Below are 20,321 nucleotides of genomic sequence, written 5' to 3'. Positions count from 1 at the left end.
CCCGGGGAGCACCGCGCTTCCCGGGGAGCACCGCGCATCCGGGGAGTGCGGGGCCAGCCGCGCTCCCAGCGGGGCGCACGTATGGTGACCGGTCGGCCTACCGGGTGGGGGCCGACACCACGGAGGACACACATGGGATTCGATCACGTCGCGGGGGTGGGGACACGGCTCTGGCGATGGAGCCGGACTTCCGGCACACAGCCGCGCCTGCTGCACGCCGCCAAGGCCGCGGGGGCCGCTGCGCTCGCGTGGTTCGTGGCCCGACACGTCCCAGGGGTCGCCTCCGAGTACCCCTACTACGCCCCGCTCGGGGCGGTGATCGCCATGCAGACGACGGTCTTCGCCGGTCTGCGCAGCGGGATCCAGACACTCGTCGGCATCGCGCTCGGGATCGGCGTCGCCGGGTTCACGATGTGGGTCGGTGACCCGGGGATCCTGGCGGTCGCTCTGGCCGTCGGCATCGGCGTGCTGGTCGGCGGGTTCCGGGTCCTCGGGGAAGGCAGCTCGTGGGTGTCGACCGCGGCGCTGTTCGTGCTGCTCGTCGGAGGTGCGCACGCGGAGGGCTACTCGCTCGGGTACCTCGTGCAGATGGCCGTCGGCGTGGTCGTCGGCCTGCTCGTGAACTTCCTGGTGTTCCCGCCGCTGCACTTCTGGGACGCCGAGCACCGGATCGACGCGGTGAACGGGGTCCTCGCCGACCACCTCGACGGCCTCGCGGGGGTGCTGCGGGAGGGCAAGCGTGACGTCGCCGCCTGGGACCGGCAGCAGGACCGGCTGGACCGCGCGATCGCCGACGTGCGCTCGCGGGTGTCGATCGCGCACGAGAGCCGGAAGATCAACCCACGTGGCGCACTCCGCGGTTCGCGGGCCCGCCTGCAGCAGGACGGGGCCCGGTTCCGCGCCCTCGAGCGGGTCGCCTGGTACACGACGGACCTCACCGAGCTGGTGGCCCGGTCGGGACCCGTGGCCGAGGGGATCGGGCGCCCCGATCCGGAGTTCGCCGACCCCCTGGCGACGGCGCTCGACCAGATCGCCTGCGTGATCCGCGGCGAGAGCCCGGAGGACGAGGCCGACCGGGCGATCGCGGAGGTCGAGCGCGCCCTGGACGCCTCCCGCTCGAACCCGTCGCACGTCGCGGTCACGTCAGCGGCGCTGGTGTCGTTGCGCGGGATCGTCGAGTCGGAGCGCCGGGCCACCGCCGACATCGACACGAAGACCGGACCGTTCGGTTCCGCCAGGTCGGCGCAGACACCGCACTGACGGTACCGGACCGGTGCGTGGGCCACGGTCGAACCACCGGCTCCGTAGACTCGTCCCGTGCCGCAGCACCCCCGCCTCGCCGTCCTCGGGCCTGTCCTCGCCGAGGACCGGAACGGTGCGCTGGCGCCGGTGCCGGGGGCACTCGCACGGACCTTCCTGGTGGCGCTCGTGCTGGCACGCGGGCACGCGCTGAGCACCGAGACGCTCATCGACGAGCTGTGGGGTGACGCCCCGCCACGGGGCGCTCGCGCGGCACTGCAGACACTGGTCTCGCGGCTGCGCCGGAGCACGGCGGACGGCCTCGTCACGTCGACCAGCACCGGGTACGCCCTGGGCGTCCCGGCCGACGACGTCGACCTGACCCGCGCCGAGCGGGTCGCCGGCGGCGTCGAGCGCGACCGGCGGGACGTCGAACACGCGTTGGACCTGTGGCAGGGCGACCCGGGTGCCGACGTCGAGGGCGACCTGGGCGAGACGCTCGCAGGCCGGGCGTCCGCGGCGCGGACCGGTCTGCGTCGGGCGCTCGGCGCCGCGTTGACGGCGTCGGGCGACGCCGGCTCCGCAGCCGCGCTCTGGCGCGAGGAAGCCGAACGCGACCCCTTCGACGAGGTCGCGGTCGGGGGCGCGATGCGAGCGCTGGCCGCCGCCGGTCGGACCACCGAGGCGCTCGCCGTGTTCGCCGCGCACCGGGAACACCTGGCCGAGGGGCTCGGCGCCGACCCGTCCGCCGACCTGGTCCGGCTGAACGCCGACCTGCTGCGCCGGTCCACGTCCGCCTCGGGATCCGTCCGCCGGGTCGGGCTGCGGGCATCGCCCAACGCGCTGGTCGGACGGGAGGCCGAGGTCGCCGCCGTCACGGAGCTCCTGTCCCACGAGCGGCTGGTGACGGTCCTCGGTGCCGGTGGGCTCGGCAAGACCCGGTTGGCGCAGGCGGTCGCGGCAGCCGTGCGCGAGGACCACGGGGTGGTCGTCCTCGAGCTGGCCTCGCTGACCTCGGGCGAGGACATCGTCCCCGCCCTCGGGGCCCTGCTGGGGATCGCCGAGGTCCGGGGTGCCCGGTCCCTGCGCGACGCCGTCGTCGCCGACCTGCGCGGCCGAGTGTTCCGCGCGCTCGGCGACGAACCGACCGTGCTCGTGCTGGACAACTGCGAACACCTGGTCGAGGACGTCGCCTCCGTCGTCGCGGACCTGCTCGCGGTGCTGCCGTCGCTGCGCGTCCTGACCACCTCGCGGGCGCCGCTCGCGATCGCCGGCGAGGTCGTCGCCCCGCTCGCGCCCCTGCCCGTCGACGCCGACGGGGCCGCGGTCCGGTTGTTCACCGACCGTGCCCGGGCAGCCCGGCCCGGAGCGGTCCTGCCCGTCGACGCCGTGCGTCGGATCTGCACACGGCTGGACGGGTCACCGCTCGCGATCGAGCTCGCCGCCGCCCGGATCCGCGGCATGAGCACGGACGAGATCGAGCGGCGCCTGGACGACCGGTTCGCCCTGCTCCGCGGCGGTGACCGGAGCGCCCCCGAGCGACACCGGACGCTGCTCGCGGTGATCGAGTGGAGCTGGCGGCTGCTCGACGCGGGGGCCGAGGACCTGCTGCCACGCCTGGCGCTCTTCCCGGACGGGCTCGCGGTGGACGCGGTCGAGGCCGTCGCGGCTCCCGACCGCCGGCAGGACGCGCTCGACGACCTGGCCGAGCTGGTCGAGCAGTCCCTCGTCCAGCTCGTCGAGCACGAGGGGGAGCCCGTGCGCTACCGGCTGCTCGAGACCGTCCGGGAGTTCGGTGCCGCACGGCTGCGCGACCGCGACGCCACCCGGGCGGTCCGGGACGCGATGGTGCACTGGGGTCGGACGTTCGCCGGGTCCCGGCCCCTGTTCACCGCGACGGGCGATGCCCAGCGCCGGTGGTTCCGCGAGATCGCCCGCGAGGCCGACAACCTGGTCACGCTGCTGCGCTGGAGCCTGCAGGACGGTGACCGCACCAGCGTCGCGCAGGTGTTCTCGGCGCTGGGCGGGTACTGGACGCTCCGCGGCGCACACGGCGAGGTGGTCGCCCTCGCGCCCGAGGTGGTCGCGGTCCTGCGGACGGCCGACCCGGCCCCCGGGGACCGGGCGGCCACGGTCCTGGGACTCGTGCTGGTCGGCGGGTCAGCGGCGTTCAGCGACCGGCGCACGGCCGCTCTCGCGATCTCGACCCTCCGCCGGATCACCCGGCAGGGCTCGACGGGCCTGCCGGTGCTCGACGCCCAGGCCGCACTGCTCCTGACCCTCGGCCGCCCCGAGCGCGGGCTCGACCTGCTCGGCCGGTACCGTGACTCCCCGGATCCCGCGGTGTCGTGTCTGGCGTACACACTCAGCGCACCCCTGGCCGAGAACGACGGCGAGTCCGCCAGGGCCCTCGCCTTCTCGGACCGCGCCATCGCGCTGGCCCGACAGGTCGACGACGCCTGGGCGCTCGGTTCGGGGGCGGTCACCAGGACCCAGCTGCTCGCGCAGACGGGCCGTCACGCCGAGGCGCTGGCCGTCGCGGACCTGGCCAGGGACCAGCTCGAGGTGTTCGGGGCCGAGGACGACCTGTACGAGATCGGCTGGACCGTCGGCCTGTGCGCCGCAGCGACCGGGGACGTCGTCCAGGCCCGGGCGATCGCCGCCGACCTCGCGCACCAGCCGGTCGCGAACCGGGGTGGGCCGGACGGCGACGCGGCGCAGACCGCGGTGCTGGCGATCGCCATCGGCGCCGAGTGCGCCCGCAGCACCGGGGACCTCGACGCCGCTGCGACGGCGTACGTCCAGGCGTGGGACGTCGTGCTCCCGAGCCGCCGGACCGTGCCGCACTGGGTCCTGATGGCGGGCGCGGCCCGGATCGCGGCGCAGGACGAGGCGGCGGCCGGCCGGACCGCCGGGACCGCACCGGACCTCCAGGCCGTTGCCCGCACTCTCCGCGTGCAGGCGCTCGTGATGCTGCGGTTGCACCCGCGGTGGCTCGACCTGCCCGTGGTCGGGACGGCGCTGCTCGGTCTCGCCGTCGCGGCTGCGCGGAGCGGACGGCACGGCGAGGCTGCGCGGTGCTGGGCGCTGGCCCGGCGCTTCGGGTCGCGGCAGGACTTCGCGGTGCTCGCACACGACCGCCTGCGGCCCCTGGTGGTCGACGTGGTCGGCGAGCAGACGGTCGCGGACGCCGAGACGGCCTCGACCGGGTGGGACCGGGCCGAGGCCGTCGCGCGGGCACGCCTGCTGTTCGAGGAGCTGGGCGTCCGTCACGCCTTCCGCATGTAGGCGCGGACGGTCAGCGGGGCGAACACCGCGACGACCACCGCTGCGCCCACCAGCGAGAAGACCAGGTCGCCGCCGACGACCCCGTGGTTCACGAGCTCGCGCACGGCGGTGATGAGGTGCGAGATCGGGTTCACCTCGGAGAACCAGCGCAGCCAGCTCGGCAGGGTGTCCGCCGGCACGAACGCGTTCGACAGGAACGTCAGCGGGAACAGCACCAGGTTCGAGATGCCGGAGACGCTGGACGCGGTGCGGGCGACGACACCGAAGTAGGCGAAGACCCAGCTGATCGACCAGGCGACGACGATGACGAGCAGCCCGGCGACGACGACCGTCCACACGCCGTGCGCCGGACGGAGCCCCATCACGATGCCGACCACGAAGGTGATCGTCGTGGCGATGGCGTAGCGGACCGTGTCGGCCAGCAGCGCTCCGGCCAGGGGAGCGATCCGGGCGATCGGCAGCGACTTGAACCGGTCGAACACGCCCTTGTCCATGTCCTCGCGGAGCTGCACGCCCGTGACGATGGACGACGTGATGTTCGTCTGGACGAGGATGCCCGGGATGATGATCGGCAGGTAGGCCGCCACGTTGCCGGCGATCGCGCCGCCGAAGATGTACGTGAACATCACGGTGAAGACGATCGGCATCAGGGTGACGTCGAACAGCTGCTCGGGCGTGCGACGGACCTTGATCAGCCCGCGGTACGCCATCGTCAGGGACTGGCGCACGGTCGCGCCGAGGCCGGTCCCACCGACGCCGGGTCGTGGTGCGATGCGGGGCGTGGTCGGAGCAGTGGGGGTCAGGGTGGTCATGCGAGGCTCCCTTCGAGCTCGCGGTCGGCGTCGTCAGCCGCGTCGGCGGTCGGCGAGCCGGTGATGGTCAGGAAGACCTCGTCGAGCGTCGGCTTCTGCACGCTCATCTCGGCGAGGGAGATGCCGGCGTCGCGGAACGAGACCAGCAGGTCGGTCACCCGGTCCGGGTCGGTCATCGGGGCGGTCAGCCGGGAACCCTCGGGGCTGACGACCGCGTCGACGCCGAGCGCCGTGCGGACGATGGTGCGCGCGGCGTCGAGCCGCAGCGCGTCCGCCAGCCGGAGCTGCAGTGAGGCCGTGCCGATCGAGGCCTTGAGCTCGTCACTCGTGCCCTCGGCGACGACCCGGCCGTGGTCGATCACCGCGATGCGGTCGGCGAGCTGGTCGGCCTCGTCGAGGTACTGCGTCGTGAGCAGGACCGTCGACCCGGTCGCGACGAGCTCGCGGATGGTGTCCCACATCTGCGCCCGGGTGCGCGGGTCGAGACCCGTGGTCGGTTCGTCGAGGAAGATCAGCGGGGGCTGCGCGATGAGGCTCGCCGCCAGGTCGAGCCGCCGGCGCATGCCGCCGGAGAACGCCTTGAGCGGACGGTTCGCCGCCTCGGTCAGGCCGAAGCGCTCGAGCAGCTCGTGCGACTTGCGCTTCGACTCGGCCCGGCTGAGCCCGAGCAGCCTCGCGAAGACGACGAGGTTCTCGGTCGCGCTCAGGGTCTCGTCGACGCTGGCGTACTGGCCGGTGACGCCGATGAGCCGACGGACCTGCTGGGCCTCACGGCGCACGTCGTGCCCGAACACGCGGGCCTCGCCGCCGTCGGCCTTGAGGAGCGTCGCGAGCATGCTGATCGTGGTGGTCTTGCCGGCGCCGTTCGGCCCGAGCACGCCGTACACGGTGCCGGCCTCGACGCGGAGGTCGACGCCGTCCACGGCACGGTTCTGCCCGAACGTCTTCACGAGGCCGATCGCCTCGACCGCGAGGGGTGTCGTGGTCATCGTCGGTTCCTTTCTCCGGTGGGACGTCGACGGTCGCGTCGATGTCGAGGTCGATCGTGCCGCCGGGCACTCACGTGGCGCTGACGCGGCGCTGACGTCGGTACCGTTGCGGTGTGAGTGGAGGAACCGTGCGGCTCCGGCTGGACGTCGCGTACGACGGGGCGGCGTTCTCCGGGTGGGCCAGGCAGCCCGGACTGCGGACCGTGCAGGGCGCGCTCGAGGCCGCTCTGGCCACGGTGTTCACGCGGTGGGGCGAGCCGCCGCAGCTGACCGTCGCGGGCCGCACCGACGCGGGTGTGCACGCCACCGGGCAGGTCGCGCACCTCGACCTCGACGCCGCGCAGTGGGCGGCACTGGCGCGGCCGCGGCGTGCGACGGCCGACGGAGCGCAGCGCGGACCGCTCGACGGGCTCGTCAAGCGCGTGAACGGGATCGCCGGGGCGGACGGCGACGTCGTCGTCACGGGGGCGACGGTCGCTCCGGACGGCTTCGACGCCCGGTTCTCGCCGCTCTGGCGACGCTACGAGTACCGCGTCGCGGACACCGACGCCGTGCACGACCCCCGTCGTCGCGGGCACACGCTCTGGTACCCGGGGCGTCTGGACCCGGCGGCGATGGAGCGCGGTGCGCTGACACTGCTGGGGCTGCACGACTTCGCGGCGTTCTGCAAGCCGCGCGAGGGTGCGACGACGATCCGGACGCTCCAGGCGTTCCGCTGGGACCGCGAGCCGGACGGCGTGCTGGTGGCGAGCCTCCAGGCCGATGCCTTCTGCCACTCCATGGTGCGGGCCATGGTCGGGGCGACCATCGCCGTCGGCGAGGGCCGGTTCGGCGCCGACCGACTGCAGGAACTCCGCGTGGCGGGGGAGCGGACCAGCGCGTTCAAGGTCGCACCCGCACGGGGGCTGACGCTGACCGAGGTCGGGTACCCGTCCGACCACGAGCTCGCCGGACGTGCCGCGCAGACCCGGGCACGTCGGACCGAGCCCGGGTCCTCGGATAGCGTCGGGGGATGAGCTCCCGCGAACCCCGGTCCGTCGTCTCCGTCGCTCCCGGTGTGGTCTTCGTCGAGGGTCCGGTGTCGAACTGGGTCGTCCTGGCAGAAGAGGACGGTGTCGCCCTGATCGACGCCGGGTACCCGGCCGACACCGGGCTCGTGCTCGACACCGTCCGGTACGCCGGCCACGACCTCGGGGACCTCCGTCGCGTGTACGTCACCCACGGGCACGTCGACCACGTCGGCGGCATCCCCGGCATCCTCGAGCTGTTCCCGCACGTCGAGGTCCTCGCCCACGCGGCGGAGCTCGACAACGTCCGCGGGCCGGCGCGTCAGCAGGTCACCCCGGCCGGGATCGGCGGGCGGCTCGCGTCGCCGCGGGTGCTGCGGTGGCTGGCGCGGGCCGTCCGGTCCGACGCACTGCGACCGGTCGCCGTGTCCTCGGCCCGCGCCTTCACCGGTCACGACTTCGAGGGACGCGCGATCACGCCGTTCCCCGCGCCCGGCCACACCGACGGTTCCACGGCCTACCTGCTGCCGGCCGCCGACGCCATCGTCACCGGGGACGCGGTCGTCTCGCACCACGACACGCAACCCGGGTCGTGGAGCCCCCGCCCGCGGATGATCACGCCGTTCTTCACGCACGACCAGGCCCGGGCGGTCGAGTCGGCCGGCGCGCTGCCGATCCCCGAGATCGTGCTGCCGGGGCACGGTCCCGCGGTGCACCGGGTGGGTCGGGAGTGGCTGCCGGTCGGCACCTGACGACCCGTCCGCGGATGTTGCCGTCTGCAATGGTTCACCTGGTCGAAACCTGAAGGACCCTGCAGGTCTGTACGGTCTGAGGGTTCCCCGCCCCCGACCAGAAGGTCAGCATGCCCACGAACGTCCGGCGCACCCTGCTGTGCGCCACGGTCGCCGCGACACTCCTCGCCGCACCACTCGCAACCGCCACCACAGCCAGCGCGGACACCGCGGGCACCGGTCTCGTCATCGGTGAGGCCTACCTGAAGGGCGGCAGCGCGAAGCAGCCGTTCACGAACAAGTTCGTCGAGATCGCCAACCCGACCGACGCCAGCGTGGCGGTCGACGGCTGGTCGCTGCAGTACCGCGCCGCCGCCGCCTCCGCGGGGTCCACCACCGTCGTGCCCCTGACCGGGTCCGTCCCGGCGCACGGCACCTACCTGGTGCAGGGCGGCTCGAACGGCACGAACGGTGCAGCACTCCCGACGCCCGACGTGGTGTCGACGCTGAACGCCTCGGGTTCGTCGGGCACGCTCGTGCTCTCCGACCAGGCGTCGGCGCTGACGCTGCCCGTGGGTTCGGTGTCCGCGGGGACCACCGGTGTCGTCGACGTCCTGGGCTACGGCACCTCGAACACGTTCGAGACCGCGCCCGCGACGACCGGCACCGCCAACGGCGTGCCGGACGCCCTCGTCCGGGCCCCCGGCGCCGTGGACACCGACGACAACGCGGCGGACTTCACGCTGTCGTCGTCGGTCACCCCGACGAACTCGGCGGGCGAGACGGCAGCCCCGACCGACCCGACGACACCGACCGACCCGGGCACGCCCGCACCGACCGACCCCGCCGAGGCGGTCACGATCGCGCAGCTCCAGGGCACGACGGACACCTCGCCGTTCGTCGGCAGGAACGTCGTCACGAGCGGCGTCGTCACCGCGGTCTACGCCACCGGCGGGTTCGACGGCTACACCGTGCAGACCCCCGGCACCGGGGGCGCCCTCGACCTGACCGCGCACACGGCGTCCGACGCGGTGTTCGTGTACTCGGCCGCCACCGCCGGTGACGTCCGCGAGGGCGACCACGTGCAGCTCACGGGCGCGGTGTCGGAGTACTCCGGCCTGACCGAGCTGACCGTGGCCGCCGGCGGCATGACGAAGCTGGCCGACACGGTCGCCGCGCCGCAGCCCGCCGCCGTCGCCTTCCCCGCCACCGACGCCCAGCGCGAGTCGCTCGAGAGCATGCTCGTCGCACCGCAGGGCGACTACACGGTCGCGGACAACTACACGACCAACCAGTACGGCGAGGTCGTCCTGGCCAGCGGCACGAAGCGGCTCGTCCAGCCGACCGAGGTCGCGCGTCCCGGAACCCCGGCGGCGCTCGCCGTCGCCGCGGACAACGCCGCACGCAAGGTCACGCTCGACGACGGCGGCAGCACGAACTTCCTGTCGAAGGCGAACCAGTCGATCCCGGTCTCGTGGCTGACGAACGACGCTCCGGTCACGGTCGGCGCTGCCGCCACCTTCACGAAGCCCGTCGTCATGGACTACCGCAACAACGCGTGGAAGTTCCAGCCCACGTCGCCGATCACGGGGGCGACCCCGAAGGCCGACCTGCCGACGACGTTCTCGAACGTGCGCACCGCGAAGCCCGCCGACGTCGGCGGTGACGTCAAGCTCGCCGGCTTCAACGTCCTGAACTACTTCCCGACCACGGGTGACGAGCTGACCGGCTGCTCGTACTACACCGACCGCGAGGGCGACCCGGTCACGGTGAACTCGGGCTGCGACGCCCGCGGTGCCGCCGAGCAGGAGGACCTCGAGCGCCAGCAGGTCAAGATCGTCAAGGCCATCAACGGCCTGGGCGCGGACGTGGTCTCGCTCGAGGAGATCGAGAACTCCCGCGAGTTCGGGCAGGACCGTGACGCGGCCGTCGCCACCCTCGTCGGCGCGTTGAACGCGGCGACCGGCAGCGACACCTGGGCGTACGTTCCGTCCCCGAAGACGCTGCCCGCCAGCGAGGACGTCATCCGTCTCGCCCTGATCTACAAGACGGCCCGGGTCGCGCCCACCGGCGAGTCGACCATCCTGCTGGACTCCGCGTTCACGAACGCACGGCAGCCCGTCGCGGACGCGTTCCGCCCGGTCGGCGGCAGCGCGGACGACGAGTTCCTGGTGATCGCGAACCACTTCAAGTCGAAGGGCTCCGGCACCGGCGAGAACGCCGACCAGGGCGACGGCCAGGGCGCCTCGAACGCGGACCGCGTGCGGCAGGCGAAGGCCCTCGTGACCTTCTCCACCGCGATGCAGCAGCAGTACGGCACGGACAAGGTGTTCATGCTCGGCGACTTCAACGCCTACAGCAAGGAGGACCCGATGGTCGTCCTCGGCGACGCGGGCTACACGGACCTCGGTCCGGCGCTGGACTCGTCGGAGTGGTCGTACGTGTTCTCCGGCCTGAGCGGGTCGCTGGACCACGTGCTCGCGTCGCCTGCTGCCCTCGCGACCGTGACCGGTGTGGACATCTGGAACATCAACTCGGTCGAGTCGGTGGGCCTGGAGTACAGCCGCTACAACTACAACGTCACGGACCTGTACACCGACGACGTGTACCGGGCGAGTGACCACGACCCGATCCTGGTCGGGTTCGACCTGGCCGACGGTGGGACGCCGGGCGACGGTGGGACGCCGGGCGACGGTGGGACGCCGGGCGACGGTGGCTCGCCGACCCCGACCCCGACGCCGGGCGGGACGACGCCGGTCCCCGCGCCGGTCGCGCCGTCGGAGTCGTCCCTCACGGACGCGGACCGCGGGGGCGTGACGGCGCCGGCGTCGGCCCGTCCGGGCGAGACGATCACCGTCGGTGTCGGCACCGCACACGCCGGTGAGCGCGTGTCGGTCTGGCTGTTCTCCGACACGGTGCTGTTGGGCACCGAGACGGTGGCCGCCGACGGGACGGTCCGGGTGACCATCCCCGCGGACGCGTCCTCCGGTCCGCACCGTCTCGCCGTGACCGCGGCCGACGGGTCCCTGATCGGGTGGACGACCATCACGATCGACCCGGCCACCGGCGAGCTGGCGTTCACGGGTGCGGAGCTCGGTGGCGGGATCGCCGCCGCGCTGCTGCTGCTCGTCGCGGGGACGGGCGTGCTCGTCGCGCGTCGTCGCCGCGTCAGCGCCGCGTAGCAACAGCGGACAGGAGGCTCGGTGCCGGCTGGCACCGGGCCTCCTGTCCGTCCCGGGGCACGCTGCGGTTGACCCGTGCAAGCGGCGTCCGGTAGGCTCTCACCTTGGTCTGCGCGCCGTTGTGCGCCAGACAGTCAGATGAGCCCTCCACCGGGGCGTTCAGCGGGTGTCGCCCGCCAGAACACCTCACCGGAGTGGGATTCACGGACTCCTCACCTCGACACGAAAGCAGCACTCCTGTGACTCGCACGTTCTCACCGAAGCCGGCAGACGTCCAGCACGACTGGATCGTCATCGACGCGACCGACGTCGTCCTCGGCCGTCTCGCCTCGCACGTCGCCGCCCTGCTCCGCGGCAAGCACAAGGCCACCTTCGCCCAGCACATGGACATGGGTGACTTCGTCATCATCGTGAACGCGGACAAGGTCGCCCTCACCGGCTCCAAGCTCGCGAAGAAGGTCTACTACCGCCACTCGGGCTACCCGGGCGGCCTCACCGCGACCTCCTACCCGGAGATGCTCGAGAAGCACCCGACCCGCGCCGTCGAGAAGGCGATCCGCGGCATGCTCCCGAAGAACACGCTGGGCCGCGAGCAGCTCAAGAAGCTCAAGGTGTACGCGGGTCCCGAGCACCCCCACGCCGCGCAGCAGCCCAAGACGTACATCTTCGACCAGGTCTCGCAGTAACAGCGGCCACGACGACTTCCAAGAACGAGAGAAAACTCATGGCTCAGATCGCTGACTCCCTCGACCAGACCCCCGAGAGCTTCACCACGGAGAGCGCACCCGCCGCTGCCGAGGCCGCTCCCCGTCAGATCCTCAACGTCTCCGGCGGTGCCGTCGGCCGCCGCAAGGAAGCAATCGCGCGCGTCCGGCTGGTCCCGGGCTCCGGCACGTTCGTCGTGAACGGCCGCACGCTCGAGGACTACTTCCCGAACAAGCTGCACCAGCAGCTCATCAACGACCCGTTCAAGGTGCTCGAGCTCCTCGGCTCCTACGACGTGACCGCCCGCATCACGGGTGGCGGCCCCTCGGGCCAGGCCGGCGCGCTCCGCCTGGCCATCGCGCGCACGCTGAACGAGATCGACCGCGAGAACAACCGCGCCACCCTCAAGAAGGCCGGCTTCCTCACCCGTGACGCCCGCGTCATCGAGCGCAAGAAGGCCGGTCTCAAGAAGGCCCGCAAGGCGTCGCAGTTCTCGAAGCGCTAGTCGCACGGCGAACCCGATCGCAATGCCGCGTCTCTTCGGAACCGACGGCGTTCGTGGCCTCGCCAACGGCGAGTTGACGGCCGCGCTCGCACTGGGCCTTGCCCAGGCGAGCGCGGCCGTGCTCACGCACGGACACCATGCGGACGCCCGTCGGGCGTCCGGTCGACCGCGCCCTCGCGCGGTCCTGGCGCGCGACCCGCGCGTCTCTGGCGAGTTCCTCGGCGCTGCTGTGGCAGCCGGGCTCGCCTCCGCCGGGGTCGACGTGCTCGACGCCGGCGTCATCCCCACCCCCGCCGCCGCGTTCCTGGTCGCGGACATCGACGCCGACTTCGGCGTGATGATCTCCGCGTCGCACAACCCGGCCCCCGACAACGGGATCAAGTTCTTCGCCACGGGTGGCAAGAAGCTCCCCGACGAGGTCGAGGACCGCATCGAAGCGGCGATGCACGACCAGTCGGCACCCACGCCCACGGGCATCGGCGTCGGGCGGATCACCCGCTTCGCGGACGCCGAGGACCGCTACGTCGTGCACCTGCTGGCGACGCTCCCGTACCGGCTCGACGGCATCCACGTGGTGCTCGACTGTGCCAACGGGGCCGCCGCGGGTGTCTCGCCCGAGGTCTTCGTGAACGCCGGTGCCCGGGTCACCCTGATCGGGGCCGACCCGGACGGCTGGAACATCAACGACGGTGTCGGGTCGACCCACATCGACAACCTGGCTCGTGCCGTGCTCGAAGCCGGCGCCGACGTCGGGATCGCCCATGACGGCGACGCCGACCGCTGCCTGGCCGTCGACGCCCGGGGCAACGCGATCGACGGTGACCAGATCATGGCGATCCTGGCGCTGTCGTTGCAGGAACGCGGACACCTGGTGTCCGACACGCTCGTCGCGACGATCATGTCGAACCTCGGACTGAAGCGGGCAATGGCCGACGCGGGGATCACCGTCGTCGAAGCTGGCGTCGGTGACCGGTACGTGCTCGAGAAGATGAACGAGGGCGGCTACTCGCTCGGTGGCGAGCAGTCCGGCCACATCATCTTCCAGGAGTACGCGACCACCGGCGACGGCATCCTCACCGGGCTGCACCTGGTCGCCGAGATGGCCCGGACGGGCAAGACCCTGCAAGAGCTCGCCGCGTGCATGACCGTGTTCCCGCAGGTGCTCCTCAACGTCAAGGGCGTGGACCGGCACGGGCTGGCCGACCAGGGCGTGCAGGACGCCGTCGCTGCCGCCTCGGCAGCGCTCGGTGACACCGGCCGCGTGCTGCTGCGCCCCTCGGGCACCGAGCCTGTCGTGCGCGTGATGGTCGAGGCCGCCTCGCAGGAGGACGCGCAGCGCATCGCTGAGGAGCTCGCCGCCGTCGTCGAGGACCGTCTGGCGCTCGACGCGGCGTAGGGACTGCGCACTGGCGGTGCTCCCGCGGTGCCGTTCGTACCTGATCAACCGGAACCCGTTCGAACCACGGCTGCCCGTGGTTCGAACGGGTCTTCGTTGTGCGCCGCCGGTCCGCACTGCGGCCCCGTCCGCACTGCGGCCCCGTCCGCACTGCGGCCCGGCGCGCCCGCGGTGCTGCGCGCGCGACGGCGTCGGCCGCCCGCGCGCTAGATCTTGCGGAGCAGGACCGAGTTCACCTTGTGGTTCGCGCCCTTCTTCAGCACGAGGGTCGCCCGGGAGCGCGTCGGCAGCACGTTCTCGACCAGGTTCGGCTCGTTGATCGCCCGCCAGACGTCGGTCGCGGTGCGCACGGCGTCCTCGCGGGACAGGCTCGCGAACCGGTGGAAGAACGAGTCCGGGCTGGCGAAGGCCTCTTCCTGCAGCGCCAGGAACCGGTCGACGTACCAGGACTCGATGTCGCGGGTCTTCGCGTCGACGTAGATCGTGAAGTCGAACAGGTCCGACAGCGCCAGGCGTCCGTGCAGCGGCGGCGCGAGCACGTTGAGCCCCTCGACGATCAGGATGTCCGGCTGCCGCACGACCACCTCGGCGTCGGGCACGATGTCGTAGACCAGGTGCGAGTAGAACGGCGCCCGGACCTCGGTCGCGCCGCTCTTCACCTGGCTGACGAAGCGCAGCAGGGAGCGCCGGTCGTAGGACTCGGGGAAGCCCTTGCGGTCCATGATCCCGCGGCGCTCGAGTTCGGCGTTCGGGTACAGGAACCCGTCCGTGGTCACGAGCTCGACCCGGGGTGTGTCCGGCCAGCGCTTCGTCAGCTCCCGCAGCAGTCGCGCCACGGTGGACTTGCCGACGGCGACCGAGCCCGCGACACCGATCACGAACGGCGTCCGGCTCGCCCGTTCGCCCAGGAAGCGGCTGGTCTCGGCGTGCAGGTCGCGCGCACCGGCTGCGTACAGCGTCAGGAGCCGGGAGAGCGGGAGGTAGACCTCCTGCACCTCCTGCATGTCGAGCCGGTCGCCGAGGCCCCGGAGCTGGACGATCTCCGTCTCGGTCAGGGAGAGGTGCTCCTTCGGTGCGAGCTGCGCCCACTCCGCGCGCGGGATCTCCACGAAGGGGGTGGGGTGCGCGACGGTGGTCTCCGGGATCGGCATGGGATCGAGCGTACAGACGGGAGGCGGGGCCCACGTCGGCCGGTTCCGGACCGACGCGCCAGCGGCGGGCCGGCCGTGCCCGATGGGGAGGATCACGTGCGCCGACCGGCGCGGGTGACCGGAGCCTCCCGTCCGGTGCCGTGGTCGCGCTGGGCGCGACCGCTCAGGCGGGCAGCGCCGCCTCGATGGCGGCGATGACCTCGGGGGCGTCCGGCTTGGTCGTCGGGCGGAAGCGGGAGACGGTGCCGTCCGGGGCGACCAGGAACTTCTCGAAGTTCCAGATGACGCGCCCCGCCTTGCCGCTGGCGTCCGGCGTCTGCTTGAGCTCCTTGTAGAGGGGGTGGGCGCCCATGCCGTTCACCTTGACCTTCTCGGACATCGGGAACGTTACGCCCCACGTGGTGGAGCAGTACTCGTCGATGGCCTCGGATGAACCGAGCTCCTGCAGGAACTGGTTGCTCGGGAACCCCAGGACCGTGAAGCCGCGCGGTCCGTAGGTCTTCTGGAGCTCCTCGAGCTGCTCGTACTGCGGCGCGAGCCCGCAGCGCGACGCGACGTTCACCACGAGCACCGCCTTGTCGCCGTACTCGCCGAAGGTGGTCTGCTCGCCGTGCAGCGTGGTGATGGCGATCTCGTCGAAACGTCCCATGTGGGTCACGGTATCCCCGGGGCCTGCTCCTTCGCAGTGCGTTGCGCCGGGCGCATCGTAGGATCGTCGCCATGTGTGGAATCGTGGGCTACGTCGGCAGCAACAGCAGCACGGACGTGCTCCTGGGGGGTCTGCGTCGGCTGGAGTACCGCGGGTACGACTCGGCCGGCATCGCGGTCATCGACCCCGCCGGTGACCTGACCTCGGCGAAGAAGGCGGGCAAGCTCCAGGCCCTGGTCGACGAACTCGACGCGCACCCCATCGCCGACGGCGGCACCGGCATCGGCCACACCCGCTGGGCGACCCACGGCGGCCCGACCGACGAGAACGCGCACCCGCACCTGGCCGACGGCGGCAAGCTCGCGCTCATCCACAACGGCATCATCGAGAACTTCTCCTCGCTGCGGGACGAGCTGGTCGCCGAGGGCGTCGAGTTCCTCAGCGAGACCGACTCCGAGGTCGCCGCACACCTCGTCGCCCGCGCGTTCCGCGACACCGGTGACCTGACCGCCGCCATGCAGCAGGCCGTCCAGCGACTCGACGGCGCGTTCACGCTGCTGGTCGTGCACGCCGACCAGCCGGGTGTCGTCGTGGGCGCCCGTCGCAACTCGCCCCTCGTCGTCGGACTCGGCGACGGCGAGAACTTCATGGGCTCGGACGTGGCGGCGTTCGTCGCCCACACGCAGCGCGCGCTGTCGATCGGACAGGACGAGATCGCCACGATCCGCCCCGACGGCGTCGACGTCATCCACTTCGACGGCACCCCGGCCACCCCGAGCGAGTTCGAGGTCAACTGGGACGCCTCGGCCGCCGACAAGGGCGGCTGGTCCTCGTTCATGGCGAAGGAGATCAGCGAGGAACCCGAGGCGGTCGCCAAGACGATCCTCGGCCGCGTGCACGAGGGGGCCGTGACCCTGACGGACCTCGAGCCGATCGCCGAGCGCCTGCAGCACGTCGACCGCGTCATCGTCATCGCGTGCGGCACTGCGGCGTACGCGGGCATGCTCGGCAAGTACGCCATCGAGCAGTGGGCACGCGTGCCGGTCGAGGTCGAGCTGGCGCACGAGTTCCGGTACCGCGACCCGGTGCTCGACGAGAACACGCTCGTGGTGTCGATCAGCCAGTCCGGCGAGACCATGGACACGCTCATGGCCGTCAAGTACGCGCGAGAGCAGGGCGCGCAGGTCCTCTCGATCTGCAACACCCAGGGGGCGACCATCCCGCGCGAGTCCGACGCGGTCATCTACACCCACGCTGGCCCCGAGGTCGCCGTCGCGTCGACCAAGGCCTTCCTGGCGCAGGGCGTCGCGCTGTACCTGCTCGGGCTGCACCTGGCGACGCTGCGCGGCACGATGACGGCCGAGCAGATCGCCGAGCAGGTCACGGAGCTCGAGGGGCTGCCGGCCAAGCTGCAGCAGACCATCGAGGACGCCGCCGGGGTCGCCGAGCTGGCGAAGTGGATGGCGGACACCCGCAGCGTGCTGTTCCTCGGCCGCCACGTCGGGTACCCCATCGCCCTCGAGGGTGCGCTCAAGCTCAAGGAGCTCGCCTACATCCACGCCGAGGGCTTCGCGGCCGGCGAGCTGAAGCACGGTCCGATCGCGCTGATCGAGCCGGGGCAGATCGTCTTCGTGATCGTCCCGTCGCCCCGTGACGCCCGATCGCTGCACCCGAAGGTCGTGTCGAACATCCAGGAGATCCGCGCACGCGGCGCCCGGGTGATCGCCATCGCCGAAGAAGGTGACGCCGCCGTGCTGCCCTTCGCCGACGAGGTCCTGCGGATCCCACTCGCGACGCCGCTGTTCGAGCCGCTGCTCGCCGTCGCGCCGCTGCACATGTTCGGCATGGAGCTCGCGGCCGCCAAGGGCCTGGACGTCGACCAGCCACGCAACCTCGCGAAGTCGGTCACCGTCGAGTAGTCGCGTCGTGATCATCGGCATCGGGGTCGACGTCGTCGACCTGGAACGGTTCGAGCGGGTGCTGACGCGCACGCCGGCCATGCGGACACGTCTGTTCACCCCGTCCGAGCAGGTGCGGGACGGCGAGCCGCGCCCGGTCGCCTCGCTCGCGGCGCGGTTCGCCGCGAAAGAGGCGCTGATCAAGGCGTTCGGGTCGAGCGCGGGGCTGAGCTGGCAGGACCTCGAGGTCGTCTCGGACGACCAGCGGAACCCGTCACTGGCGCTCCACGCCGAGGCACAGCAGGTCGCGACAGCGCGTGGGGTCACCTCGGTGCACCTGTCGCTCTCGCATGACGGTGGGATCGCGACGGCGTTCGTGGTGTTGGAAGGAACAGGGGACAGGGTTTGAGTGCGTTCACGGGCATCACGGTCGATCGCCAGGCGGCGGTTCTGTCCCTGATCGTCGGGGGGAGGGCGAAGTGAGTGCGTTCACGGGCATCACGGTCGACAGGGAGGCCCTGATCGCCAACTACGCGACCGTCGCCGACCAGGTGGCCCCGTCCGGCGTCGTCGCGGTCGTCAAGGCGAACGGGTACGGACACGGTGCGGCTGACGCCGCCCGGGCGTTCGTCGACGCCGGCGCGGAGTGGCTCGGCGTCGCCGACATCGACGAGGGCATCGCGCTGCGGCAGGCCGGCATCGACGAGGGCGTGCGGATCCTCGCCTGGCTGCACGCCCCGGACGAGGACTTCCGGCGCGCCGCGCAGTACGGCATCACCCCGGCGGTGTCGAGCGTCGAGCAGCTCTCGAGCGCGGCCGACGCCGAGGTCCCCGCCGTGCACGTCTGCGTCGACACGGGACTCAGCCGGAACGGTGCCGTCGAGTCCGAGTGGCCCGAGCTCTTCGACCGCGCCGGTGCCCTCGCCCGCAGCGGTGCCCGGACCCGGGTCGAGGGGCTGATGTCGCACCTGTCGAACGCCTCGCGCACCGACGACCTCGACCAGGACGCCGCGCTGCAGCGGGCACTCGACGGACTGGCCGCGCGCGGCATCCGCCCCGACGTCGTGCACCTGGCTGCCAGTGCCGCGGGCATCGCGCTGCCCGAGACCCGCCGTGACCTGGCCCGTGTCGGCATCGCGCTGTACGGCCTCAGCCCGTTCGCCGACCGGACGTCCGCCGACCTCGGCCTGCGCCCCGCGATGCGCCTGACCGCCTCGGTCCTCCGGACGGTCGTGGTGCCGGCCGGTGACGGCGTCAGCTACGGGTACACCTGGCGTGCCCAGACCGACACACGACTGGCCGTCATCGGGCTCGGGTACGCCGACGGGTTCGACCGTGCGTTCGGCAACCGCGTCTCCGTCCGCATCGGTGACCGTCGGTTCCCGGTGGTCGGCCGGGTCGCGATGAACGCGATGCACGTCGACATCGGTGACGCCGAGGTCAGCGTGGGCGACGAGGTCGTGCTGTGGGGCGACCCCGCGAACGGCGACCCGGCGGTCGAGGAGTGGGCCGCCGCGGTCGGGACGATCAACTACGAGGTGGTCGCCCGACTCGGGCAGAGCATCGAACGGAGGACGACGTGAGCGCGCCCCTGCGCCAGGCGGTCATCGACCTGGACGCCTACCGCGCCAACCTCGACCTGGTCCGCGACTGGATGGACCCCGTCGAGGTGATGGCGATCATGAAGGCCGACGCGTACGGGCACGGACTCGAGCCGATCGCGCTCGCCGCGGTGGACGCCGGTGTCCGCTGGATCGGGGTGCTGACCGTGCCCGCCGCGCTCCGGTTGCGGGCGATCGGTGTGGGCGAGGACGTCCACCTGTTCACGTGGCAGCACGACCCCGGACTCGACTTCCGCGACGCGATCGACTCGGCCGTCGACCTCGGCGTCTCGAACGTCGCCGAGCTGCAGCGCATCGTCGACGCGGTCGACCAGCGGCCGGCGCGCGTGCACCTCGGCGTCGACACGGGGCTGCACCGTGACGGTGCGTCGCTCGACGACTGGCCCGCGCTGGTCGAGCTCGCCCGCGATGCGCAGCGCGAAGGTCGGATCGAGGTCGTCGCGGCCTACACGCACCTGGCCGAGTCCTCGGACCAGGACGACGCCACGGCCGTGTCCCGGTTCGACCAGGCCGTGGAACGCGCCGAGCACCTCGGGCTCGACCTGCCGATGGAGCACGTCGCGGCGTCGCTCGCGGGCCTCGAGCGCAAGGAGTACCGCAGGGACATGGTCCGGATGGGCGCGAACCTGTTCGGGATCCCGGGCGCGGACGGCGTCTCGGCGGCGGACCTCGGGCTCGAGCCGGTGATGACCCTGACGGCCTCGGTCGCGAAGACCAAGCGGGTGCCGGTCGGGACGGGCGTCTCGTACGACTACACATACCGGACCGACCGCGAGACGACGCTCGCCCTGGTCCCGGTCGGCTACGCGGACGGCGTGCCGCGGCTCGCGCAGGGCCGCGTCGAGGTCGCGATCGGCGGCACGCGGTACCCGGTCGCCGGCCGTGTGGCGATGGACCAGTTCCTGGTCGACGTCGGCGACGACGACGTGCGGGTCGGCGACACGGTCGTGCTGTTCGGAACGGGCGAGCACGACGAGATGACCGTGCTCGAGTGGGGCTCGGCGCTCGACACCATCGGCGAGGAGATCGTCTGCCGCATCGGCGCCCGCGTGCAGCGGGTGTACGAGGGGCACTCCGTCGAGGGGCGTGTCGGGGAGTACCTGCGCGGGGACCACGCGTGAGCGTCCTGCTCGACACCACGATCGCG

General features: G+C 72.3%; 16 protein-coding genes. 12 read left to right on the top strand and 4 right to left on the bottom strand.

The window, feature by feature from the left end; genetic code table 11:
- The first annotated feature begins 132 nt into the window (after positions 1 to 132).
- Entirely contained in the window at positions 133 to 1,260 is a 1,128-nt protein-coding gene (locus tag DEJ13_RS16260; protein ID WP_146245159.1) for an FUSC family protein, read from the top strand.
- Positions 1,261 to 1,317: 57 nt separating this feature from the next.
- On the top strand, positions 1,318 to 4,527 hold the full coding sequence (locus DEJ13_RS16255) for an AfsR/SARP family transcriptional regulator (protein WP_111105940.1): 3,210 nt from the start codon (positions 1,318 to 1,320) through the stop codon (positions 4,525 to 4,527).
- Here the strand turns inward: DEJ13_RS16255 and DEJ13_RS16250 are convergent.
- On the bottom strand, positions 4,509 to 5,339 hold the full coding sequence (locus tag DEJ13_RS16250) for an ABC transporter permease (protein WP_111105939.1): 831 nt from the start codon (positions 5,337 to 5,339) through the stop codon (positions 4,509 to 4,511). The genes DEJ13_RS16255 and DEJ13_RS16250 overlap by 19 nt on opposite strands.
- A complete protein-coding gene (locus DEJ13_RS16245) occupies positions 5,336 to 6,328 on the bottom strand; it encodes an ATP-binding cassette domain-containing protein (RefSeq protein WP_056121462.1) in 993 nt (330 codons plus the stop codon). Before DEJ13_RS16245 ends, DEJ13_RS16250 begins: the two co-directional genes overlap by 4 nt.
- 113 nt (positions 6,329 to 6,441) lie before the next feature.
- Here DEJ13_RS16245 and DEJ13_RS16240 point away from each other — a divergent pair, with 113 nt between their 5' ends.
- The 6 genes from DEJ13_RS16240 to glmM all read left to right on the top strand — a co-directional run bounded on the left by DEJ13_RS16240 (position 6,442) and on the right by glmM (position 13,854).
- Positions 6,442 to 7,344, top strand: coding sequence for a tRNA pseudouridine synthase A (locus DEJ13_RS16240; protein WP_258374011.1), 903 nt, complete (start codon positions 6,442 to 6,444; stop codon positions 7,342 to 7,344).
- Positions 7,341 to 8,087, top strand: a complete 747-nt coding sequence (locus DEJ13_RS16235) for an MBL fold metallo-hydrolase (protein ID WP_111105937.1) — start codon at positions 7,341 to 7,343, stop codon at positions 8,085 to 8,087. Before DEJ13_RS16240 ends, DEJ13_RS16235 begins: the two co-directional genes overlap by 4 nt.
- Positions 8,088 to 8,197: 110 nt before the next feature.
- Entirely contained in the window at positions 8,198 to 11,248 is a 3,051-nt protein-coding gene (locus DEJ13_RS16230; protein ID WP_111105936.1) for an ExeM/NucH family extracellular endonuclease, read from the top strand.
- A gap of 239 nt (positions 11,249 to 11,487) precedes the next feature.
- Positions 11,488 to 11,934, top strand: a complete 447-nt coding sequence (gene rplM / locus DEJ13_RS16225; RefSeq protein ID WP_056121470.1) for a 50S ribosomal protein L13 — start codon at positions 11,488 to 11,490, stop codon at positions 11,932 to 11,934.
- A 38-nt stretch (positions 11,935 to 11,972) separates the two neighbouring features.
- On the top strand, positions 11,973 to 12,458 hold the full coding sequence (gene rpsI, locus DEJ13_RS16220) for a 30S ribosomal protein S9 (protein ID WP_056121472.1): 486 nt from the start codon (positions 11,973 to 11,975) through the stop codon (positions 12,456 to 12,458).
- A gap of 22 nt (positions 12,459 to 12,480) precedes the next feature.
- Entirely contained in the window at positions 12,481 to 13,854 is a 1,374-nt protein-coding gene (gene glmM, locus DEJ13_RS16215) for a phosphoglucosamine mutase (RefSeq protein WP_111105935.1), read from the top strand.
- 206 nt (positions 13,855 to 14,060) lie between these two features.
- On the opposite strand, the gene coaA is transcribed toward glmM, so the two are convergent.
- Together coaA and DEJ13_RS16205 are read right to left on the bottom strand one after the other, a co-directional pair.
- On the bottom strand, positions 14,061 to 15,005 hold the full coding sequence (gene coaA, locus DEJ13_RS16210) for a type I pantothenate kinase (RefSeq protein WP_111105934.1): 945 nt from the start codon (positions 15,003 to 15,005) through the stop codon (positions 14,061 to 14,063).
- Between the two features lie 163 nt (positions 15,006 to 15,168).
- Positions 15,169 to 15,654, bottom strand: a complete 486-nt coding sequence (locus tag DEJ13_RS16205) for a glutathione peroxidase (protein WP_056121478.1) — start codon at positions 15,652 to 15,654, stop codon at positions 15,169 to 15,171.
- Between the two features lie 71 nt (positions 15,655 to 15,725).
- On the opposite strand from DEJ13_RS16205, the gene glmS reads away from it, so the two are divergent.
- The 4 genes from glmS to alr (DEJ13_RS16185) all read left to right on the top strand — a co-directional run bounded on the left by glmS (position 15,726) and on the right by alr (DEJ13_RS16185) (position 20,295).
- Positions 15,726 to 17,573: a glutamine--fructose-6-phosphate transaminase (isomerizing) gene (gene glmS / locus DEJ13_RS16200; RefSeq protein ID WP_111105933.1), complete on the top strand. Its 1,848-nt coding sequence runs from the start codon at positions 15,726 to 15,728 to the stop codon at positions 17,571 to 17,573.
- A gap of 7 nt (positions 17,574 to 17,580) precedes the next feature.
- Positions 17,581 to 17,961 (top strand): holo-ACP synthase, encoded by a 381-nt coding sequence (locus DEJ13_RS16195; RefSeq protein ID WP_111105932.1) that lies wholly within the window; start codon positions 17,581 to 17,583, stop codon positions 17,959 to 17,961.
- 70 nt (positions 17,962 to 18,031) lie between these two features.
- On the top strand, positions 18,032 to 19,135 hold the full coding sequence (alr, locus tag DEJ13_RS16190; RefSeq protein ID WP_111105931.1) for an alanine racemase: 1,104 nt from the start codon (positions 18,032 to 18,034) through the stop codon (positions 19,133 to 19,135).
- Entirely contained in the window at positions 19,132 to 20,295 is a 1,164-nt protein-coding gene (gene alr / locus DEJ13_RS16185) for an alanine racemase (protein ID WP_181436935.1), read from the top strand. Before alr (DEJ13_RS16190) ends, alr (DEJ13_RS16185) begins: the two co-directional genes overlap by 4 nt.
- The last annotated feature ends 26 nt before the right edge of the window (positions 20,296 to 20,321 follow it).

This window comes from Curtobacterium sp. MCLR17_007, assembly GCF_003234655.2.
In the GTDB taxonomy this organism is placed as follows: Bacteria; Actinomycetota; Actinomycetes; order Actinomycetales; family Microbacteriaceae; genus Curtobacterium.
This window is presented reverse-complemented; position numbering and strand designations above follow the sequence as displayed.

Bases quoted from the DNA above. Each gene is read 5' to 3' on its own strand.
- DEJ13_RS16260 (WP_146245159.1), top strand. From the start codon at position 133: ATGGGATTCGATCACGTCGCGGGGGTGGGGACACGGCTCTGGCGATGG.
- DEJ13_RS16250 (WP_111105939.1), bottom strand. From the start codon at position 5,339: ATGACCACCCTGACCCCCACTGCTCCGACCACGCCCCGCATCGCACCA.
- DEJ13_RS16245 (WP_056121462.1), bottom strand. From the start codon at position 6,328: ATGACCACGACACCCCTCGCGGTCGAGGCGATCGGCCTCGTGAAGACG.
- DEJ13_RS16235 (WP_111105937.1), top strand. From the start codon at position 7,341: ATGAGCTCCCGCGAACCCCGGTCCGTCGTCTCCGTCGCTCCCGGTGTG.
- DEJ13_RS16230 (WP_111105936.1), top strand. From the start codon at position 8,198: ATGCCCACGAACGTCCGGCGCACCCTGCTGTGCGCCACGGTCGCCGCG.
- rpsI (WP_056121472.1), top strand. From the start codon at position 11,973: ATGGCTCAGATCGCTGACTCCCTCGACCAGACCCCCGAGAGCTTCACC.
- glmM (WP_111105935.1), top strand. From the start codon at position 12,481: ATGCCGCGTCTCTTCGGAACCGACGGCGTTCGTGGCCTCGCCAACGGC.
- coaA (WP_111105934.1), bottom strand. From the start codon at position 15,005: ATGCCGATCCCGGAGACCACCGTCGCGCACCCCACCCCCTTCGTGGAG.
- DEJ13_RS16205 (WP_056121478.1), bottom strand. From the start codon at position 15,654: ATGGGACGTTTCGACGAGATCGCCATCACCACGCTGCACGGCGAGCAG.
- glmS (WP_111105933.1), top strand. From the start codon at position 15,726: ATGTGTGGAATCGTGGGCTACGTCGGCAGCAACAGCAGCACGGACGTG.